At 46.0% G+C, this 21,392-nt stretch carries 14 protein-coding genes and 1 tRNA gene; 6 read left to right on the top strand and 9 right to left on the bottom strand.

Annotated features, from left to right (window positions below; translation table 11 throughout):
* From AC5WJX_RS08025 to AC5WJX_RS08015, 3 genes are all read right to left on the bottom strand, one after another.
* Positions 1-255: transposase (locus AC5WJX_RS08025; RefSeq protein ID WP_494484101.1), on the bottom strand; the 255-nt coding region annotated here is incomplete at its 3' end.
* Between the two features lie 100 nt (positions 256-355).
* Positions 356-718 carry an ISAon1 family transposase N-terminal region protein gene (locus AC5WJX_RS08020; RefSeq protein ID WP_440429483.1) on the bottom strand — a complete coding sequence of 121 codons (363 nt, stop codon included), beginning with the start codon at positions 716-718 and terminating at the stop codon, positions 356-358.
* A 153-nt stretch (positions 719-871) separates the two neighbouring features.
* Positions 872-949, bottom strand: a tRNA-Val gene (locus AC5WJX_RS08015).
* A gap of 500 nt (positions 950-1,449) precedes the next feature.
* Between AC5WJX_RS08015 and AC5WJX_RS08010 the strand changes: the two genes are divergently transcribed.
* Positions 1,450-2,304 carry an ATP-grasp fold amidoligase family protein gene (locus AC5WJX_RS08010; protein ID WP_494484100.1) on the top strand — a complete coding sequence of 285 codons (855 nt, stop codon included), beginning with the start codon at positions 1,450-1,452 and terminating at the stop codon, positions 2,302-2,304.
* A gap of 72 nt (positions 2,305-2,376) precedes the next feature.
* Here AC5WJX_RS08010 and AC5WJX_RS08005 read toward each other — a convergent pair whose 3' ends face one another.
* Together AC5WJX_RS08005 and AC5WJX_RS08000 are read right to left on the bottom strand one after the other, a co-directional pair.
* Positions 2,377-4,902: a PAS domain-containing protein gene (locus tag AC5WJX_RS08005; protein ID WP_494484099.1), complete on the bottom strand. Its 2,526-nt coding sequence runs from the start codon at positions 4,900-4,902 to the stop codon at positions 2,377-2,379.
* Positions 4,903-5,026: 124 nt separating this feature from the next.
* On the bottom strand, positions 5,027-5,608 hold the full coding sequence (locus AC5WJX_RS08000) for a putative outer membrane beta-barrel protein (RefSeq protein ID WP_440428221.1): 582 nt from the start codon (positions 5,606-5,608) through the stop codon (positions 5,027-5,029).
* Positions 5,609-5,693: 85 nt separating this feature from the next.
* Here AC5WJX_RS08000 and AC5WJX_RS07995 point away from each other — a divergent pair, with 85 nt between their 5' ends.
* Together AC5WJX_RS07995 and AC5WJX_RS07990 are read left to right on the top strand one after the other, a co-directional pair.
* Entirely contained in the window at positions 5,694-6,608 is a 915-nt protein-coding gene (locus AC5WJX_RS07995) for a bestrophin family protein (RefSeq protein ID WP_494484098.1), read from the top strand.
* Between the two features lie 113 nt (positions 6,609-6,721).
* Positions 6,722-9,283, top strand: a complete 2,562-nt coding sequence (locus AC5WJX_RS07990; protein WP_494484097.1) for an ATP-binding protein — start codon at positions 6,722-6,724, stop codon at positions 9,281-9,283.
* Here the strand turns inward: AC5WJX_RS07990 and AC5WJX_RS07985 are convergent.
* From AC5WJX_RS07985 to cphA, 4 genes are all read right to left on the bottom strand, one after another.
* The gene (locus AC5WJX_RS07985; protein WP_440428224.1) at positions 9,280-10,353 is read right to left on the bottom strand and encodes a sensor histidine kinase; all 1,074 of its coding nucleotides are present in this window, start codon (positions 10,351-10,353) and stop codon (positions 9,280-9,282) included. The genes AC5WJX_RS07990 and AC5WJX_RS07985 overlap by 4 nt on opposite strands.
* Before the next feature lie 73 nt (positions 10,354-10,426).
* Positions 10,427-11,068: a response regulator transcription factor gene (locus AC5WJX_RS07980; protein ID WP_494484096.1), complete on the bottom strand. Its 642-nt coding sequence runs from the start codon at positions 11,066-11,068 to the stop codon at positions 10,427-10,429.
* Positions 11,069-11,080: 12 nt separating this feature from the next.
* Positions 11,081-11,485: a response regulator gene (locus AC5WJX_RS07975; protein ID WP_494484095.1), complete on the bottom strand. Its 405-nt coding sequence runs from the start codon at positions 11,483-11,485 to the stop codon at positions 11,081-11,083.
* Positions 11,486-11,958: 473 nt separating this feature from the next.
* Positions 11,959-14,532, bottom strand: a complete 2,574-nt coding sequence (cphA, locus tag AC5WJX_RS07970; protein WP_494484094.1) for a cyanophycin synthetase — start codon at positions 14,530-14,532, stop codon at positions 11,959-11,961.
* Positions 14,533-14,713: 181 nt separating this feature from the next.
* Between cphA and AC5WJX_RS07965 the strand changes: the two genes are divergently transcribed.
* From AC5WJX_RS07965 to AC5WJX_RS07955, 3 genes are all read left to right on the top strand, one after another.
* Complete coding sequence (locus AC5WJX_RS07965; RefSeq protein WP_494484093.1) at positions 14,714-15,556, top strand: cyanophycinase; 843 nt, start codon at positions 14,714-14,716, stop codon at positions 15,554-15,556.
* Positions 15,557-15,746: 190 nt separating this feature from the next.
* Entirely contained in the window at positions 15,747-19,430 is a 3,684-nt protein-coding gene (locus AC5WJX_RS07960) for a CheR family methyltransferase (RefSeq protein ID WP_494484092.1), read from the top strand.
* On the top strand, positions 19,423-21,351 hold the full coding sequence (locus tag AC5WJX_RS07955) for a heavy metal translocating P-type ATPase (RefSeq protein ID WP_494484091.1): 1,929 nt from the start codon (positions 19,423-19,425) through the stop codon (positions 21,349-21,351). Before AC5WJX_RS07960 ends, AC5WJX_RS07955 begins: the two co-directional genes overlap by 8 nt.
* Positions 21,352-21,392: the final 41 nt, after the last annotated feature.

Here is a 21,392-nt window from a genome sequence, read left to right as displayed (position 1 = left end):
GAGCTCCATATTACCTGCCATATCCAGGGTAATCTCAGTGACTTTCCTTCTTAGTTTTTCGGGAATTTTCTGCAGCACTTCTATGACAGTATCTGCCTTTGTGCCAGCAATAATGGCGACAATAGCGCCTTTTTTACCCTTAGCAGCCTTATTTGTTAGTATTGTATAAAGTTCCCCATGAGATAACGAGGTCTCATCGATGGACAGCTGAACGCCTAAGTTCTCGGGGAAAAGCAGCCAATCTTTTGCATGCAACCTTTGGTTCCAGTCCTTGAATCCGCTTAATGACTCGCGATAATTCCGCTGAAGTGTTTTTCCTTTTACCCCATAGAAGCCACCTACAGTATGGACCGAATTAGGGCTGGTATCGACTGATTTCTTTTAAAAAAGCCGCGAATCCCTCTGTTATTCGCGTGCCTTCTGCAACAATATTCCAATCCCGGTAAGCCACTTTGTTTGTGCTGGTATTGAGCCAGCGACGACGTTTGATATGGAGGAACACCTTGTGCCCGCGGATCGGGAAGTCCTGCACGGTAATGGTTGGAAAAAAGCCTTTGGAAAGCAGCTTTTCTCCTTCTGGCACATTTGGAGTAATATTAACCTCTTGCAAATCCAAATGAAATATATCTTCTTCTTTGCGCACTTCTTTGAGTTCGAAAAAGTCAAGAATGAAATCGGGAAGTAGTAAGCTTATTAAGGTGTGGTATCCGTCCTGCATGAAGTAAGAAATCTAAAACACCAAAGCTAAAAATATATGATCTGCTCCACAACTTTTTGACTTGATCCGCTTCATTGCTGTTCAAGGTAAGATAAACAATATTCCAGCCGAAAACGAGAAAAGCCTCTCAGTTTGTACTGAAAGGCTTTTCTTTGGTGGGAGATACTGGGTTCGAACCAGTGACCCCCTGCTTGTAAGGCAGGTGCTCTGAACCAGCTGAGCTAATCTCCCTTTTGGTTACCTTCTCAACATTTAAGCTTTTTTAGAAGTCTTTTTCGTTGTTCGGTGTGCAAATATACACCCAAGTTTTAATTCTGCAAAAGTTTTTTCAGTTTTTTCTTAAAAATCTAAGTCCAAAAGGCCTTTAAATGGGTTAAAAACAGCTATTTTAGGGTTTAAAGCCAAGGATATCAACCTCTTACCGGACAACATTTTTTTTTAAACTATTTTTGCTGCCTGTACCCTTTTGAACAATGGGAGCAGTTCTATAATAGAAAACTATTTTAAATCGAGATTCGTTCAAGTCAAAATCCCAAACACCCCCGCATCCTTTCCTCAAAAAGATTTTTAATAAAACAAGTAAATTAACCTACTTATTTTTTTGTACACCAAAATGTACCAGGTAACATTTGGCCAGGCACTTATTTAGCCTTAAATTTAGCCCCTTATTGATCTTAAATGGCGGTTGCCAGGTATTAAAGTTGAAAACTCTAACAAACTATTACGCCCTCATGCTAAAAAATCTTAAAAGGAGAATTCAGAATAGTGGAGAATTCACCGATAGAATCTTAAAAAGGCACAGTACATTCTGGAGTGACCCAACTTCTGAGCAGGTCAGGAACACTCGTATGTTCCGTACTGATCCGATAGAAAAGTGGATGGATGTCCCCTATTGGCAGCGCAAGCTGAGCAACAAAGCTAATGCACGTGAGTTCGCATTGATGCAAGGCTGCCAGGTACCTGATTTGTACTGGCGTGGCTCTGACGTTGAGAATATCGATTTTAGTAAACTTCCTCCATATTATGTGATCCGGCCAACTACAGGACACTCCTCGAAAATGGTGTTTGTTATGGATCATGGCACAAATCTGTTCGATGGAAAAAGATATTCACCGGAGGAAATCGTGGCGGAACTTAAAGGTGCCGTAAGCAAGAAATCCGATCAGGAATTCTTAATTGAAGAGTTTCTCCGAAACGAAGAAGGGGAGTACAATATACTTACAGACTATAAATTTTTCTGTTTCAATGGTGAGATCGCTGTTGTTTGGGAGATTAAACGTTTAGGCCCGGATTCAGGCTTTGCAACCTTCTATGACGAGCATTGGAATCAAATCAACGAAGTACATGTGTTCTATCCACCTAAAGAAAAAGGTCCGGCACCAAAGTGTTTCCCGGATATGGTTCGCCAGGCCAAAAGCCTGAGCAAGGCATACGGCATCTTTGTACGGCTCGACTTTTACGCAACCAACCGCGGCGCAGTATTCGGCGAATTTACACCGACCCCAGCCCTAGGCAAAGGCCACACCCGTTTCGGCAAGAAAATCCTGCTTCAGTATTGGGATAAGTACTGCAAGGGCTTAATTTAAATTACGACGCTTCAAATAAAAACAGAAAGGATCCAGGCACAACACCTGGATCCTTTCTGTTTTCTAAAGCTTTCAATTACCGGGCTCTGGCTTCTTGTCGGTTTCTGCAAGTATCGCGGTAATGATCTGGTCCAGTTCACGGGCAGAGTCCGTTAAATGAGACAGTAGTTCTTTATTCGTGATCTTACCTTCATTATAGGTCAGCAATTCCGACAAGCCCATAATCCGGGCAAGTGGTGCACGCACAACATGGCTTTGCATCCAGGAGATCTCCTTTAAATACTTATGCTCTTGTTCCATGTTGCTGATGTAGGTCAAGCGTTCCGTTGCATCCTGCATTGCGCCAATCATACGTTCCGGTTGCCCGGAGGCATTAAACACGAAGAAACCACGATCAATTACCGCCTTGTAGATGCCCCCTGCAGCCAGGAAACGGTACTGCTGCTTCCATCTTGTTTTCTTATCACGCAGGTGGATAAAGATCTGGTCCACTAACTGTTGCTGATCCTCAGGATGAACCAGATCAAGCCAGCTTAGCGTCTGATCTATGCCGTCGCAGCAGTCGTAGCCAAAGATCTCCTGAAAGCCCTTGCTCCAGGTCAATCGATTTGTTTGCAGATCCCAGTCGTAAATGGCATCTACAGTTGCTCGTGAGATACGGTTATAATGCTCCAGATTAGCCCTGATTTTACGCTCGTTGTTGATCCGCTGCGTCACATCCCGCCCATTGATCACGATACCACCAACAGCATGTTCCTCACTCAGGTCGGTAATGAAGATCTCGATCCAGCGATGCTGTTTAGCACCTATGACCACCCGGAAAGGCTCCAAACGCCTTGACTTAGATACACCCAGGTTGCTGAAGCCTTCAACTACCCGGGCCTTGTCTTCGGGATGGATGAATTCAAAAATATTCTTATGCAAGAGCATTTCCGAATCTACCCCCAACACGCGCTTGGTCGATGGACTTACATACTTGAAAGTCCCCGATAAATCAAGTATTGCAGTGAGGTCAGACCCATCCTGCACCAGCGCCTTGAAGCGTTGCTCACTGGCTCTTAACGCTTCCTCTGCTTTTATCCTGTGGGTGATGTCCTGCGCAACAATGATCCGGGCAGTATCATTCCAGGTGGTCAATGGTTGACTCATAAGTTCCGCATTCAGAATTTCACCAGACTTCTTCGCCAAACGGACCTGCGCCCGGTTCGCCTTCCCGGTCCAGGCTTTCTCCTCTAGTATCCGCTGGAGAACGTGCTTTTCATCTGGCGGATACATAAACCGCACATCCATTTCCATGAATTCGGCTTCTGAATATCCATAGGTCTGTGTTGCAGCCGCATTAACAGCTAAGAACTTCAAAGTTTTTATATCATATACCCATATTGGAAAGGGGCTAAAGTCAAAAAGTTTTTCATATCGCTCTTTAGTATCCTGTAATTCTTGCTCCGCTTTGATTCGGATTGTGGCATCCCGAAAGTAGATACTTAGTCCGTCATTATTCGGGTAAGCCGACACCTCAAGCCACATGTTTTTCGAAGGTAGGTACTCATCGAAACGTACAGATTCTTTTGTAGAAAGCACCTTGCGATAAGCTTCGATAAAGGTATATTCCAGCGCACCTGGAAAAAATTCCCAAAGATTCTTCCCGATGATCTCCGATCTAGGTGTATCCAGAATACGCTCCGCTTCTCTATTCCAATAGGTCACCGTCCAGTCCTGATCCATTGCAAAAAAGCCGTCCTGAATACTCTCCATCATCGCCACAAGCTGCTTTTGCTTCGCCTCAGCTTGTGCTTCCGCTTCCCGCAACTGTGTAAGATCCTTGGTGATCATATATACGCCCAGCACCTCATTATTAATGATGATGGGGATAAAGGTTAAATTCAGCACCAACATTTTGTCGTCAGCCGTTAGCGCCCGGCTTTCCAGGTTCTGTATTTCACCTTTGATAGATTTCTGAAAGGCCTCGAAAACTGGCTGGAAATCAACTTCCGGGATCAAAGGAAGGAAAGACATGCACAATAGGTCCTCCCGATTAAAAGCACTTAGGTCGGCAAAGATCTTGTTCACATCCAAAAAATTGCCGTAAAGATCAAGCGTAGCCATCGCCTCCGGATAATCGTTAAACAAAGGATGTGCGAAGCTATCATGCAAGGATTGTCCTTCCTTTTCTCCACGGCTTTGCTGCGTAACGAAGTCCGTCACATCAACAATTGTATGTACCAGGTACAACACCTGACCATTTGCATCCATAATTGGAGTGGTATCCGTATTCCAGAACCTGGTTTGTGCCTCAGATCGCCCGTCCATCACCAAATCATACCGCTGCAGACGTACCTTGCTCGGCTTCTTCAAACGGAATGCATTCTCTAAAGCAGATCTAAATGCCTTTACCCGCTTCTGGTTTTCCTCGCCACTGCCTTCAGGAAAGATATCGAACATTCTGCACCCGATCACCTGGCTCAACTGCTTGCCGGTTGCACGCAAATAAGCCTCATTCGCATCGATCACCGTGAATTTTGGAGAGTCAGGCAGTAAGAAAAGACAAGGTGTAGCCGATGATTTATAGGAGTTTACGAGACGATCGTTAGCGGGCATACGGGTATCTGGTTAAGGACTATTAATTTATAAAGATTTTGGACCATTCCATACAACAGGACATAAAAAAACCGGTTTGTGGCAAGAGATGTGCTACAAACCGGTCTTCCTATTGATGCCTGAATTATCTTACATCACGCGATACCTTCGCTGCAGTACCTCTGCCTGGCAGATAGATCTGCAATCCGAAAGACAAATTAAGTTTATGTTGGTACCCCTCGTTACCAAATCCAGTTAGTCCATTGTACTTCACCAGTGTCTCCAAACCAATGTTCGGTGTAATGAAGTATGCGAAACCTGGACCAAAACTAAAATCAAAACCGTTGGTATTACCACCACCCTGACTTACGTTAAGCCCACCCAATCCGGCTGTAACCTCTCCGAAGATACGGCCATGATTCAGGACTTCAACATCTGATCCGGAGTAGTAACGCGCCAAAGGTCCCACACCATAGCTGATGGTGGTTGCCGAGTTCTTCGCGGTTTGCAACCCGAAATTCGCATAGGCACCTAAGGCAATGTTGTCCTGCACAAACCAGGCAGCTTTAGGAGAAATGTTAAATTCAAAAACATGTGGGTCATCGATTCCGAAATTGATCCCTGCAAGGTTACCGCCGACCATGACGTTACCACGTTGAATTTGTGCCTGAGCAGTTAGCCCGGCGAAGCCTGCAACCGCAAGCAGTGTTAAGAAAAACTTTTTCATAGGTTAAAGGTTTAGGTTGTTATTTCTCATTGTTTCACAAAGCCTATGCCACCAGCGGCGCCGTGCCAAAAGCAATTTATTTTTTATGATTATCAGAAAACAAGAAAACTGGTTCAGAATGCTCTTTATCTGGCGAGGTTCCGTGCTACCACGCCTGCTTTACCGCCTGGGTCTGCTATTCGCCCTAAGCCTGCTGGTCCTGTATTTCAACGGTGTGCTTTTCAACTTTAAGATCCAGCTTAACCCGGCGCCATTCACACTCTTCGGCATTGCGCTGGCCATATTCCTGGGCTTCCGCAACAATGTAAGCTACGACCGTTTCTGGGAAGGGCGTAAACTTTGGGGCGCGTTATTAAACACCACCAGATCGCTTGCCAGACAGGCACAAACCCTCAGCGACCTCCCCGATGGTAATAACGCGAACAGGTTTGTGAATCTGCTGATTGCCTTCACCTACTGCTGTAAACACCAGCTCCGCAATACAGATGCCTCCGAGGACCTTGACAGACTGCTCGGTACAGCAGACCGCGAACGGTTTATCCATGCCAGGTACATTCCGAATCTGCTCGTACTAGAGATGGGCAGCTGGCTAAAAGCGCTTCGTACCAACCAACAGATCGACCCCCTCCTGGCAGCCAACATCGATCATAACTTCAATGCACTTTCCGACATCATCGGTGGCTGTGAGCGCATTGCCAGCACGCCCATTCCCTATACTTACAAGGTTCTACTGCACCGCACGGTGTATATTTACTGTTTCCTGCTTCCTTTTGGCTTTGTCGACAGCCTCGGCTGGATGATGCCTCTAATTGTCACTTTTATCGCTTATACCTTTGTGGCGCTGGAAGCAGTTGCCGATGAACTCGAAGATCCCTTCGGCACAGAACCAAATGACCTGGCACTCAATGCGCTCTGCGCAATGATCGAAAACACCCTGCGGGAGATGCAAGGCGAGCCCCTGCTTTCTGTACCGCAGCACAAAGATTTTAACCTTGATTAATCCCCAGCCCAACGAAATTAGGTACGTATATACAGCCCGCACAATTTTATTTGCAATGTAATTATGGCGCTAGATTTGATAACGAAAGCTGACACACAAACTACCCCTAATTAATGACCTTTATAAATGATCCTTTATTTCAGGCAACGCTCCATACGCCTTACCCACGTATTGTATTGGTGGCATCTCAAGGCGACTTTCAAATCCTCAGCTACAATAAGGCTGCAGGTGCCTTGCTAAAAGATGAATATGCTTTAGCCTTAAACCTGCAGCAATTTATCGAAGGGAGATATCGCGATCAACATACCAGTAGAGCCATCATAGAGGGCCTGCATACGGCTCAGGAAAATCAGGAAACGGTACTGCTCTACTTTTCGACAACCGAGATGGACGTAAATGATGAGCTGGACGAACAAAACTGGCTGCAGGTGGAGATCATCCCGGTTCAAACGCCGGATCATAAAACAGACTACCTGCTTGTAAACCTGATCAGTCTCCCGATTGCCCCATCCAGCAGCGAGCGTGCCCGGGAAACCTTCTTCAAGCAGCAGAATCTATCAGAGGAACTTGATGCTACCAATGAAGAATTATCCGCCAGTAATGAGGAATTAACAATCACCGTTGAAGCCTTAAACCAGGCGCAGGAAAACCTTAGACACACCAATGAGATTCTGGAGCGACGGGTTAGAGAACGTACCCTGGAATTACAGAACTCACTTTCAATCATTCAGGAAGAAAGAAAGCGACTTAGTAACATCATCGCCAATATCCCCGCAGGGATCTGCATTTTAAAGGGTAGAGATTTTATTCTGGAGGATGTGAATAAAGGCATGTTGCGCATCTGGGGTAAGGACATGCGCATCCTTGGCACCAAACTGCTCGATTTCCTGCCGGAACTGGAGCAACAGGCATTTCCGGCTCTACTGCAGCAGGTTTATACGACTGGAGAACCCTACATTGAAAGAGATGCACGTCTGGATATTGTAACCGGAGATGGTAAGAAGACTATCTATCTTGACTTCTCCTATACACCACTTTTCAATTCAAAAAAAGAGGTGGACCGCATCCTTGTTCATGCTGATGATGTTACCGAACGAAGTTTGGCGAGACTCCGTGAGCAGTATCTTTCGGAAGAGCTTACCGCCATCAACGAGGAGTTATCTTCGTCAAATGAAGAACTGGCCGCAACGAACGATGCCTTATCAGATTCACAAAAGACCCTGAAAAAGAGTGAAGCCAGCCTCAAGTTCATGTTTAATGCTATTCCGCAGCAGGTCTGGACCGCAGCTGAAGAAGGCAAGCTCAATTACGTAAATCAGATGATGTGCGAGGAACTCGGACAGGATATGGAAAGCTTGCTCCAACAAGGCTGGAGGCAATTTATACACCCCGATGATCTACTCGGTGCAATAGAAAAATGGACCATTGCCCTGCAGACTTCCCAGCCAATGGCCGCCGAATACCGCCTGCGATTTAAAGACAACAAGTATTACTGGCACATGGCCAAAGCAGTGCCGATGTTTGAAAACGGAATACTTAAGCTCTGGATCGGTACCAATACCAACATTGAACTTCAAAAAGCCAGTGAACAGAAAAAGGATGAATTCCTTTCTATTGCCAGTCATGAGTTAAAGACACCGCTCACGAGCATTAAAGCCTTCAATCAGCTGATCAGCAGAACCAGGGATAACGATAAAGTGCAACACTTTTCTCAAAAATCTGCCGAACACATCGATAAGCTGGAGTGGCTCATTAACGATCTGCTTGATGTAACGAAGATCAATGCCGGAAAGATGGTGTACAACATGCAACCACTTAACTTCAGGAATTTGCTATTGAGCAGTATTGATACCATACAACAAACCAGCACAACACACCGGATTATTCTTAAAGGAGCGGAAGAAATCACCTATATAGGTGACCATTTTCGCCTGGAACAAGTCGTACAAAATTTCTTATCCAACGCAATCAAATATTCCCCCAGAGCAGATCGGGTGATTGTAGATTATAAGATCGAAATGGACAACATTGTCGTCTCCATACAGGACTTCGGTATCGGGATCGCACGTAAAGATTTCAACCGCCTTTTCGACCGCTACTACCGTGTGGATAATTCGGCCATGCGTTTTGAAGGACTTGGTTTGGGACTATATATTTCTTCGGAAATTTTAAAACGTCACCAGGGCAGCTTTTGGATTGAAAGCGAAGAAGACCAGGGATCGACTTTTTATTTCCGGTTACCACTGGAACTATCGACCAACCAAAAGCAGGAGATCAATCGGGAAGATTTCTTTAAGAACCAGGCAGTCACCATAGTATATAATGACGCAGATCATCGTTTAGACGTAGACTGGACAGGGTTCCAGGACTTAAAGACGGTACAGCATGGCTGCCTCAAGATGTTGGAAATGTTAACCCGGCATAAAGTAAGCAAAGTGATCAACGACAATAGCCATGTGCTTGGCACCTGGTCTGATGCTTCCGACTGGGTAGGTGAAGTATGGTTCCCAATGATGGAAAAAGCTGGATTGCGCCAATTTGCATGGATTTACTCCCCTGCAGCATTCAGTCAACTTTCTGCGCAAAAAGCCGCTGATGTGGCTTATGGTACGGTGCTCACGCGCTTCTTTACCGATATCGCCGTAGCAAGGGAATGGATTTCATCAACTGATTAGTCGCAACCCGGAATTTCAATGTAGAAGGTGGTTCCTTCGCCTACTTTGCTCGTAAACCAGATCTTACCCTGGTGCCATTCTACAATGGTTTTGATAATAGACATGCCCAGCCCCACGGAAGTTTCCCCCTTAATACCGGAGCGCCTGGCCTTACTAAATTTGTCAAATATTGTTGCGTGAAATTCCTCAGGTATACCGATGCCGGTATCTTTAACTTCAATACGTACGCGGTCATTATTTCTACCCACACGAACTTCAATATTTCCATTATCTGGCGTAAACTTCAGTGCGTTGGATAATAGATTATTAATGACCTGCATAAATTTATATTCATCGATCTCTGCATAAATTGCAGGCTCCTCGACAATAAAGCTAAAGTTCTTCTTAAGTTCCACTTCATGCTGCAGGTAATCCTCCATAAAGATCGATATCCTGTCTACCAGATTATATCGTGTTTTAACAAGATCTGTAGCAGAGGCTTCAATAAATTCTAACTTGACGAATTCCTGGATCAAGCGAATACAGCGCCTAGCAATACTCTCAATGGAATGTATCATCTTCAAAGTAAGCGTGTCACTAGGATTCGTTTTCTGTGATAGGAGGTAGCTGTAATTGGATATGGAACCTAAAGGCCCGGCCAGATCATGTGACAAAATGTTCAAGACGGCATTTTTCTTACTGGAAAGCGCCTCCATGGTATCCAGACTTTCCCGGAAGCCGGTCATATCGTCGATATAACCCGTGATCACCCGACCATTTACTTCACATTCTGATAGTGCCATACTGAGACGCAGATAATGCAGCCGTTCCCGAAGTATAAACCTGAACTCCAGGTTGTCACGGAACTCTCCAGGTTTCATAGATTCAAAGATGGTCCTAAGATAATTCTGATCTTCGGGATGAACCATCTGAAAGAGCAAACGTGGTGTTGCCTCCTCCGGTTGCAGTTGAAAGAAGGCTCGAAACGCCGGGTTAGAATACAAATAGGTGTTCTTACTGATGTCAAATGCACAGTAGATTCGCGTATCATGGTTCGCTAAATCAAGAAGAAGTTTCGCTGGATCTGACATAATATAAAAGCAAGGAAGCCTGTGAAAAAGGGAAGTAGAAAGGGGCTGCAACTACAACCCCATGTAAATCTTTTTAGATGAGCCTGTTTAACACGGCATATTTAATGAGTGTAGCGGTGTTCTTACAGCCCGTCTTATCCATAAGGTTCTGGCGATGTCCTTCAACCGTTCTACGGCTGATGAACAACTTCTCGCCCATTTCGCTGTTGGTCAAGCCCTCACCGATAAGTTTAAGGATTTCCAATTCACGACTGTTCAGATGTAAATTCACTGGTTCGGTTGCCAAGGCTGGCGGTCGTTTTGAAGATCGTTCCAGCAGGCCGAAAGACAGGTCTGAGCTGATGTATCTTTCGCCAGACACTACCTGCCGCAGAGAGAAGATTAGCTCATCCGGACTTACAGTTTTCAAAAGGTACCCGGAAGCACCTTCAGAGAAGGACTGGATCATGTACTTTTCATTGTCCAGCATGGAAAGCATTACCACCTGAATTTTAGGATCAAACCCCTTAACGGCTTTGATCAGCTCAATTCCGTCCATGTCCGGCATATTTATGTCAGCGAGGATAACATCGGGCTTATTGCCGTTTTTTAACAACTCAATTGCCTCCAGCCCGTTATGGGCTTCGCCAATAACATTGAAACCTTCATGTGTCTCCAACAATAACCTTATGCCATCTCTAACCAAATTATCATCTTCAGCTAAAATCACATTCATCTTTCTTCTGTTTTATTTTATTTTTTGTTTATGCAAAGAGTTTTCGTAACTACCTAATTTACAATTATTTTTCAACAATTTCACCCGCTCAACTAAGTCAAAGATGTCAAAAGGCTTAGCAATAAATAAGTCACAGTTGTAGCGCCCTAATGATAGCGTGTGCTTTGGGAAAGCAGAGATGATTACGACTGGCAGTGTCGGTTTTGCCATCTTGATCTCGTGACACAACTCACCTCCATTTAAACCCCGAAGTAAAAAATCAACAATCACTACATCTGGCGCAAAATCATTAACTTCAGCAACAACATTATTTACCGCTAGTAAGGTTTTAACCTCAAAATTTTCTTCAGCAAAACATTCCGTCATTACATCCAGAATGGATTCCTCATCATCTATTATCAGTATTTTACCTTCCATGAGTGTCCGTTATTACTTTTTCTAACCAAAGTATAACCCGGGGACACCGTTTACCAATGATTGGAAAGCAAATCTACAAAAGTTCAGAATTTAATTCTACACGTACATTTACTTCAAAAATAAGTAATATTACCTGTTTAAATGCGCTTTTGGCACAGCTTACTTGAGTTGATCTCCCACTATCTTTCCCATACAATAACTAGTGGAGAGAAAATAAACTATTTACTTTAACGAATTTAAATAATTACTGGATTAATCATACTAACACAAGCTCATCAAAATCTGATTACAAAAGCAATTCTCATATTAACAATCGTAACTTTTCCTGATCCAGAATTGTCACCATCCAAATATGTCGGATCTCGAAATCTTCGAGAACATTGTATTAGGAGCCTGATGATACCAAAATAACAAATCGTAATTCTACCTGTTTGCGCAAAATAGAATAATAGTAAAACTACCTACAAAGCTAATCATTGCAGGGCATATGGTTTCTCAATCTCCTTTACACATTGCAGTGTCTCCATGACATGTTCCGGGTTGAAGAAAATAAATTCCTGCGGGATGGCATGTTCAAGTGCATGGTCCAGGGCATCCAACTCATTCGAGATCACCTCCACAGGCTTGCCGGGGTCTACAGACTGTACACCTTCCATCAACAAAGCCGTGATCTCTTCATTTGAACGTCCGCGGTATTCTTCATCATGCCTTATGATCAGCTGATCAAAGATTTCCGCAGCACATCTGCCCATAGCTACAATATCTTCCCTGCGCCGATCACCCGGACAAGCGATGATTCCCGTTTTCCTGGAGGCAGCAACCTTTGCAGCATATTTTTTCAGCTCCAGATAGCCGCTTTCATTATGGGCGTAATCAACAAGCAAGGTGATATCTTTGATGTTAAACACATTCATCCTACCTGGTGTGTGCTCTGCAGAGGGAATAAATGCAGTAAGTGCATCCTTAATGATCGTCAGCGGGAACTTGTATAGCTGCGCCGTAATCAAAGCAGGCAAGATGTTCATCATCATACATTCCGACCGTCCTTCGTGGCTAAGAGGTACATCAAACACCCTTGCTACCGGTATATGTTGTTGCTGATCAATGATCACAAAGTAACCCTGATCGATACTCGCTGCCAGACCACCTGCCCGCACATGCTCCACGATCCTTGGATTATTGATGTCTAAACTGAAGAGTGCCACTTTGCATGTTAAACCTTCGCGCATGGCAAATACCAAATCATCATCTGCATTTAAGATGGCACAGCCATGGGTACTTGTACTAACCGGCACTACACGCTTAACCTTTGCAAGCTGTTCTACCGTTTCAATGTCTTTCAGGCCCAGGTGGTCACTGGAGATGTTCGTCACAATGCTTACGCTGCATTCGTCGAAACCTAAACCGCTCCTTAAAATCCCCCCTCTGGCGCATTCCAGTACCGCAAACTCCAAAAAGGGATCCCGCAGCACAGCTGCTGCACTGGCAGGTCCACTACAATCCCCGGCGGCTACCAGATGCCCGACCAGGTAAATACCCTCGGTTGCCGTGAAGCCCACCTTCAGTCCTGCAGCTTTTACCAGGTGTGCAATTAACCGGGTGTTTGTGGTTTTACCATTCGTTCCGGTTACCGCCACAATTGGAATTCTGGAGGTACTTTCCGGCGGGTAGAGCATGTCGATAATTGGCGCAGCCACATTTCTGCCCCGACCAACTGTGGGCGCAAGGTGCATCCTTAAGCCCGGCCCGGCATTTACTTCCAGTACAGCGCCATGCGTTGCGGTAATCGGCTGGGCAACATCTGGCGTCATAATGTCGATACCACAGATATCCAAATCCATTAAGCGGGCAACACGTTCGGCAAGGAACACATTATCCGGATGTACCAGATCCGTCACATCTTCTGCAGTGCCCCCGGTAGAGATGTTGGCGGTATCTTTAAGGTCAAGCACCTGCTTTGCAGGCAAAACATCTTCCGGCGTATAACCAAGACTGGCCAAACGGCTTATTGTCGCATCATCTAGCCGGATGACCGTCAATTCCTTTTCATGCCCCTGTCCTCTTCTTGGATCTTTATTCACTAGATCCACCAGGGTACGAATGCTCGAACGCCCATCACCCACAACGCGGGCAGGTAAACGCATAGCTACTGCCACAAGCTTGAAGTTCACCAGCAGAAAGCGGTAGTCCCTGCCATGGATATGCTGCTCCACAATAACCTCCTCCGAATGCTTTTTAGCATAATCAAAGGCATGTTCGAGTTGCTGCTCGTTGGTGATGTACGTAGTAATACCCCTGCCGTGGTTACCATCCAGCGGCTTTACCACCAATGGAAATCTCAGGTTATCCATACAGTTTGCAAGGGAAGTCTTTTTAGTGATCACCATACCTTTCGGTACCGGGATATGATTTTCAGCCAATATGCGTTTCGTACCATCCTTATCACTGGCCTGCTCTACAGCCAGGCCATTCGTTGTGCAGGCTACCGTAGCCCTGAAGGTTTTCTGATTACAGCCATGCCCAAGCTGAATTAAGGAGTGCTTATCCAGTCTTCGATAAGGTATGCCGCGCTTTAGTGCTTCTTCAACAATGGCGCGGGTACTTGGACCAAGTTGCGCATTCCGGTACAATCTTTTCAGCTCCTCCAGTTCAGGCGGTAATGGGAAGGGCTGCTCATTCTTCAAGGCCTCCGCAATGCGGACGGCTAAGTTTCCGGCATAAAGGCCTGACACCTCCTCGCCATAAGAATAAACCAGGTAAAAGCGATTTGGATTACAGGTGCCATGCACTTTGAAATAAGCACAATCCAGCCCCACCAAAGCCTGGAGTTCCAGTACGAGCTGGCCCGTCAGTTCAACAAGCGTGTTAAAAGGCTGGCAGCGCCGCGAATAAGGGAACATTGCGGTCTTACCTGCCAGGATCCGGTTAATTGCATCCGTGTTCAGGAATTCAGATTCGTCCAAGGCGATGGACATTACTACTAATTTATGCCGGTTTGGACACCAGAAGTTTGGGCCCCGCATAACATTTGTCTGTATAATTTGCATGATCTTTAAAGCTGGAGACTACCCAACAATTTGACAGCCTCAGACGTTTGTAGGATATCTACCTCAAAACCAGAAATAACTACCTGTAAAACACTTCAGCATTTACGCGATTTAGAGGGCCAGAAAACAATACAATAAGCAACAGCGGTTAACCTTGTAGTTACATCTAATTAAGTTACCAATGGAAGTTGAAGAATTAAGAAAGTATCAGCAAGACAATGATTGCCCTACACCAACGGGCAAACTCATGATTATAGGCGGCGGAAAAGAACGGGAAGCCATTTTGAAAGACTATGTTGAGCTTATTGAGGTTGAAAATCCGGTGATTGAACTGGTCACCTCCGCAGGTTCCGTTGACGTAGAAGACACGTTCAATGAATACCGGGCAATTTTTGAAAAACACATTTCCTGTACTGTCAACCACATACATCATGACCGCAGGGAAGACATCAAGCCGGAGGAAGTTGAACAGCGGATCAAGGCGGCTGACGCCGTATTCTTTGCAGGTGGCGACCAGCTGAAGCTGACCTCTGTTTACGGGGGTACCGGTTTTCTATTCCTGCTTAAGCACCGCTACATCTACGAGGGCTTAATAATTGGCGGCACCAGCGCAGGCGCAATGGTCCTGTCAACCCCGATGATCTTTGCGGGTACCGGGGCTGATGAGATGATCGCCGGAGAGGTGAAGATTACCACAGGTTTCGAGTTCTTAAGAGACGTTTGCATCGACACACACTTCGTAGCCCGTGGCCGCATTGCCCGCCTCGCTCAGGTCGTTGCAACAAACCTTTCCACCGTTGGTTGGGGTATTGAGGAAGATACCGCCGTGATCGTTGAAAATGGCACCGAAGCCAGGGTAGCCGGCAAAGGTGTTGTCCTGATTTTGGATGGGAAGGAAAGCTTTGGCAATAACATCACCGAGTTCGACAAGCATCAGGCAATCAGCATTAGAAATATGAAACTTACCATCCTGCCTAAAGGTGAGCGGTTTGACATCCACCAGATGAACCCACCCCATAAATAGAAGGGGTATGGTTAACAAGGGGTTGACAGGGGGTTGACAAGGCCTTCACAAGGCCTTGTCAACCCCCTGGAGCCATGTTAAGGCCCTGCCAAGACCTTGCCAGGGCCTTGGTAATTTTAACTCCAGTAGCCTGTTCTATTTATTAAAACTATCTTTAGCCGCGTACGTTAAACAATTTTACAGGTCATAAATGAAATCAGCTTCAGAACAGGATAAAAAGATGGATGATACCTCTACACAGACTTTCCCGGTTGTAGGTGTCGGTGCTTCTGCGGGTGGGCTCACCGCTTTCAGGGAATTTTTACAAGGCATACCCGCGGATTCTAATATGGCTTATGTGCTGTTGCAGCACATGAGTCCGAAACACGAAAGCACCCTGCCCGACCTCTTGTCGCAATTTTGCGCCATTCCTGTACTGTTTATTACCGATGATGTGAAGCTTGAACCTAACCGGGTTTACGTAATTCCACCGAACCGCATGCTGACCACGGTAGATGGCAAGCTGAGCCTTGAAACCGTTAAGAACCGCCGCATTAAGCTGATCGACCGGTTCTTTTCATCGCTTGGTATTGTGCATCAAAGTTTTGCCGTCGGGGTAATCCTTTCTGGCACGATGGACGATGGCACATTGGGTCTGCAGGTCATCAAAGCCAGTGGCGGTATAACGTTTGCACAGGAAGCACACTCGGCCACACATGGAAGCATGCCACAGAGCGCAATTAACTCTGGCGCAGTAGACTTTGTGCTTCCTGCAAATGCGATTGTACCTAAGCTCCTGCAGATCAATCAACTTTTTCATACCTCATATACCCCAGAAGAAATCAAGGAACATACACCGGAAGCAGACGAAGAAGTCTTCAAACAGCTGCTTACGGTACTCCGGATCCGCCGTGGGGTAGATTTTTCGAATTATAAACAGAGCACGATAAAACGCAGGATCATCCGTCGCATGGCGCTCAACAAAATCGATCGTGCGGAGGAATACCTGCGCTTTTTAAGGGATAATAAAACGGAACAGGATCAGCTTTATAACGATATGCTGATCTCCGTAACGAGCTTTTTCAGAGATACTAAGAGCTTTGAAGTGGTTTGTACCGATGTGTTACCAGGAATCTTAGGCAGAAAGAGTGCTTTTGATCCACTGCGCATCTGGGTAGCCGGTTGCGCCAGTGGAGAAGAGGCCTATACCCTGGCAATTTGCATTCAGGAACATTTAGGTGATAGCGCCTATAGCCGCAAGATCCAGATCTTTGCGACTGACATCTCCGAAACGGCAATTGCCAAGGCAAGATCTGGAATATACAAGCAAAGTGAACTTGGCGGGCTTTCTACACAACAAATCCTTCAGTTTTTTAATAAGATTGATGGTAATTACCAGGTTAATAAAGCGCTGCGTGACATGTGTGTGTTTGCACATCATAACCTGTTAAAGGATCCGCCCTTTTCGAACCTGGATCTGGTAAGTTGCCGCAACGTACTGATCTATCTGGATCCCATACTTCAGAAGAGAGCGCTGTCCACCTTCCATTACGGTTTGAATGAATATGGTTATCTTATGCTTGGCAAATCCGAAAGTGTGGGTGGAAGTGCTGACCTGTTCGCACCAGCCTTCGCGCATGAGAAGATTTATCAGACGAAAGGGCCAAAAGGAAGATACCGGAACATTACTACAAACATCACAGAAAGAGCGCTACGGGATTTTGATCAGGAAACGGAACTGAGCACGCGCGCCAAAGATGTTCACAGCCTGGCAGACAATATACTGTTGTCACAATTTACCCCTTCAGGCGTCTTGGTGAACCCAAGTTTTGACGTCCTGGAGTTCCGCGGTAAAACAGATCAATGGCTTGTTGTTGCTCCTGGAAAACCAAGCTTCAACGTGTTGAAACTTGCCAGGGAAGGTCTCGCATTTGAACTCCGGAACTTACTCCATCTGGCGAAAACCAGCCAGGTGCCGGCACGTAAAGAACAAGTTTTCTTCAAAATAAATGATCAGCAACAATATGCAGATATTAACGTAATTCCCATCACGGAGATGGAAGAAACGCATTTTCTGATCCTTTTTCAAACCAGCATACAGCCGGTGGCCATAACGCTTTCTTCGGAGCCTTCTGAGCTGGACAATGCCAGCATTAAGACCTTAATTGAACGCAATGCACAGCTGGAAAAGGAGTTGTCGCAAACCCGTGAGGACATGCGTGCCATTACCGAAGTACAGGAAGCTGCAAATGAAGAACTACAGAGTGCCAACGAAGAATTGCTCTCAGGCAATGAAGAACTACAGAGTTTAAACGAAGAGCTCGAGAGCTCCAAGGAGGAGCTACAAAGCACCAATGAAGAAATTACCATCATCAACACCGAGTTGCTGGACCGTAACGAGCAGCTGAACAATGCCAGGCGATATAACGAAGAGATCTTCAATACCATCCATGATCCCTTATTAATTCTGGATGCGGAGTTAAAGGTGCTGCGCGCGACGGACGGCTTTTACCGGCTCTTCAGATTACATGAGGAAGAGGTTGAAGGGAAATATATCTATGACCTTGGAAGCCGCCAATGGAAAATTCCATCGCTCAAGAACCAGCTGCTATCGGTATTGCCGAAACAAGGTTTTGTAAAGGATTTTGAGATCGATTACAACTTCAGCATTGGACGACGCATCTTGATGCTCTCGGCAAGGCTGTTTACACCGCATAATCAGGATAAAGTGATCATATTAGCCATTCATGACATTACGGATCGACGTAGAGTGGAGGAAGGGCTGCTGGATGCCGAGCGCATGCTGGCGGAAAGTCAGGAACGTCTGCATTTTGCGATGGAATCTGCCGGTGTGGGCTCCTGGGACTTTAACCCCTTATCGGGTGAGTTGATCTGGGATCAAAAATGTAAACTACTCCATGGCTTTACCTCAGGTGAACATGTGGATTATTCCCGATACCTGAACCAGATTCTTGCTGAAGACCGCGATATGATAGCCTTCGCAACGCATAAGAGTCTTGTTGGAGACAACAATGGCAATTTCAACGTTGAATACCGCCTGGTCGATCTCGGTGATGGCAAGGAACGCTGGATAAAATCCAAGGGTAAAGCGTACTTCAATAAAGAAAAGATCGCAACCCGCTTCATTGGAACTGTACTGGACATCAGTGCAGAGAAGCATGTGGAACGCCAAACCCGCGAACTTGTGCGCAAAAAAGATGAATTTATAGCAATTGCAAGCCACGAGTTAAAAACACCTCTCACGAGCATCAAAGGAATCATCCAGATTCTGGAACGCTCAGCTTCCAAAGGTGAAATAGAAAGGTTAAAAGAACTGACTGCAAAAGCCGCAGCACAGGTTGACAAGTTCAACATCCTTGTAGACCAGCTGCTGGATGGTACAAATATACAGGCAGGAGAGCTTAAGCTACAGAAAACATATTTTTCGCTGCTTGGCCTGGTGCAAACCTGCACCCAACATGCCCTCGAACAACGTGGTGAGGTACAGATCGAGGTATCCGGTTCGGACGACATTATTGTCTATGCTGACCGTGATCGTTTGGAACAGGTTATGAGCAACCTGATTACAAATGCAATCAAATATTCGCCTGACAGCGACCTCGTGCAAATACGCCTCTCTGAACACCAGGGCATGGCCAGTGTGCATGTAACAGATTTTGGGATTGGGGTAGAGAAAAGAAAAGTGCCCTTGATATTTGACCGCTTTTATCGTGTAGATGAGCATAATGTAAATTACCCAGGACTGGGGCTCGGCTTGTTCATCGCAGCAGAGGTGATTAGAAGGCATAAGGGTGAAATTGGTGTAGCAAGTGAACCTGGAAAAGGTTCGACCTTCTGGTTTAGCATTCCGGTAAAAGAGGCCACAGATGAATGAACACGAGCATGTGCAGGACCACAGCCATGATCACGACCATGATCAGGCGCAGAACAGCTGGCTAAGCAAATGGCCGCTGCTCACGGCACTGCTCATTCTGGTAGCAATGCAGGTGCTGGAGCTCGGCTTTGAGCTGGAGTTGAATGCCTGGATCAGCCTGCTGATCTATACTATAGCCTATCTGTTGGCCGGATATCCGGTGCTTTACCTGGCGTTCAAGAAAGCTTCACGCTTCGACTTTTTCAACGAATTTGTGCTGATGAGTGTAGCTACCCTTGGCGCATTTGCCATTGGGGCCTATAGTGAAGGTGTTGCGGTAATGGTATTCTATTCCATTGGTGAATGGTTTCAGGATGCCGCCGTGGATAAAGCCAAACGCAACATCAAAGCCTTGCTGGACTTCAGGCCTGACCGTGTAGATGTAATCCGCGACGCACAGGTGCATACCGTAAAACCACAGGAAGTATCGCTGGAGGAGACCATTCAGGTAAAGCCAGGTGAAAAGCTGGCGCTGGATGGTGTACTACGCAGCCAGAAGGCATTCTTTAATACCGCAGCACTTACCGGTGAATCTAAGCCCGAACAGAAGACTGAAGGTGAACAGGTTTATGCTGGCATGATCAACCTCAATCAGCTGATACAGGTACAGGTTAAAGCCTTGTTTAAAGACAGTAAGTTAAGTAAGATCCTGGAAATGGTACAGGATGCGACTACCCGGAAATCACGTACCCAGCTGTTTATCTCCCGCTTTGCGGCAGTCTATACTCCAATTGTTTTCCTGCTGGCATTGATCGTGGTGGTACTCCCCTTCTTTTTGGTTGATACCTATGTTTTCAGGGATTGGCTTTACCGGGGACTGGTGTTCCTGGTGATCAGCTGTCCCTGCGCATTGGTGGTTTCTATTCCTTTGGGGTATTTCGGTGGTATCGGTCTAGCCTCTAAAAACGGCGTGCTGTTTAAAGGCGCTAATTTCCTTGATGTGATGACGAAAGTAGATACCATCGTGATGGATAAAACCGGCACGCTTACCCTGGGTGTGTTCAAGGTGCAGGAGCTTAAGTGTGTTAGTCTGGATGAAAAAACATTTCTGCAATATGTTGCGGCCCTGGAGCGTAAGTCCAGTCACCCCATTGCGGTAGCCATTACGGCTTACGCATCCGCTAAAGATGCGTTTAGTGGTAATGAGCAGCTGGAAGCTTTGGACTTGGAAGAGCTTGCAGGACTTGGTTTAAAAGCGCAGGTTAATGGACGTTCGCTGCTGATCGGCAATGCGCGATTGTTGCACAAGTACAACATTAGCTACGATACTGCACTGGATGCGATTGCCGAAACCATCGTTGTGGTTGCTATAGATGGTATTTATGAAGGTTACCTCCGTATTGCGGATGAACTTAAACCCGACGCAAAGCATGCCGTTCAATCCCTGCAAAAAGCCGGGTTGCAAGTTGTTATGCTTAGTGGCGACCGCCAGTCTGTGGTGGAAAGCGTAGCCGGGACGCTTGGGATTACAAACTTCGCCGGAGATTTGATGCCCGAACAGAAAGTAGAACGGCTGAGTGCTTTAAAAGCAGCCGGGCACCGCGTGGCTTTTGTTGGCGACGGACTGAATGATGCACCTGTTATTGCGCTTGCCGACGCCGGGATCGCCATGGGCGGATTGGGCAGTGATGCGGCGATCGAGACCGCAGATATCGTAATCCAGAATGATCAGCCTTCCAAGATCCCTGCCTTGATCAAAGTGGGTAACATTACCCGAAATATCGTTTGGCAGAACATCTGTTTAGCGATGGGCGTAAAGGTATTGGTGCTTATCTTAGGTGCCGGAGGTGTCGCTACGCTATGGGAGGCCGTGATCGCCGATGTGGGCGTAGCTTTACTGGCTATCCTCAACGCCGTGCGCATTCAAAACTTCAGAATATAAGAGCTTCCTGCTATTGATTGGTAGTTGTATAATGAAAAAAG

The sequence above is a fragment of the Pedobacter sp. NEAU-ZC8 genome, assembly GCF_059278965.1.
The sequence above is the reverse complement of the archived record's forward strand: the minus strand, read 5'-3'. Positions and strand labels throughout refer to the sequence as shown.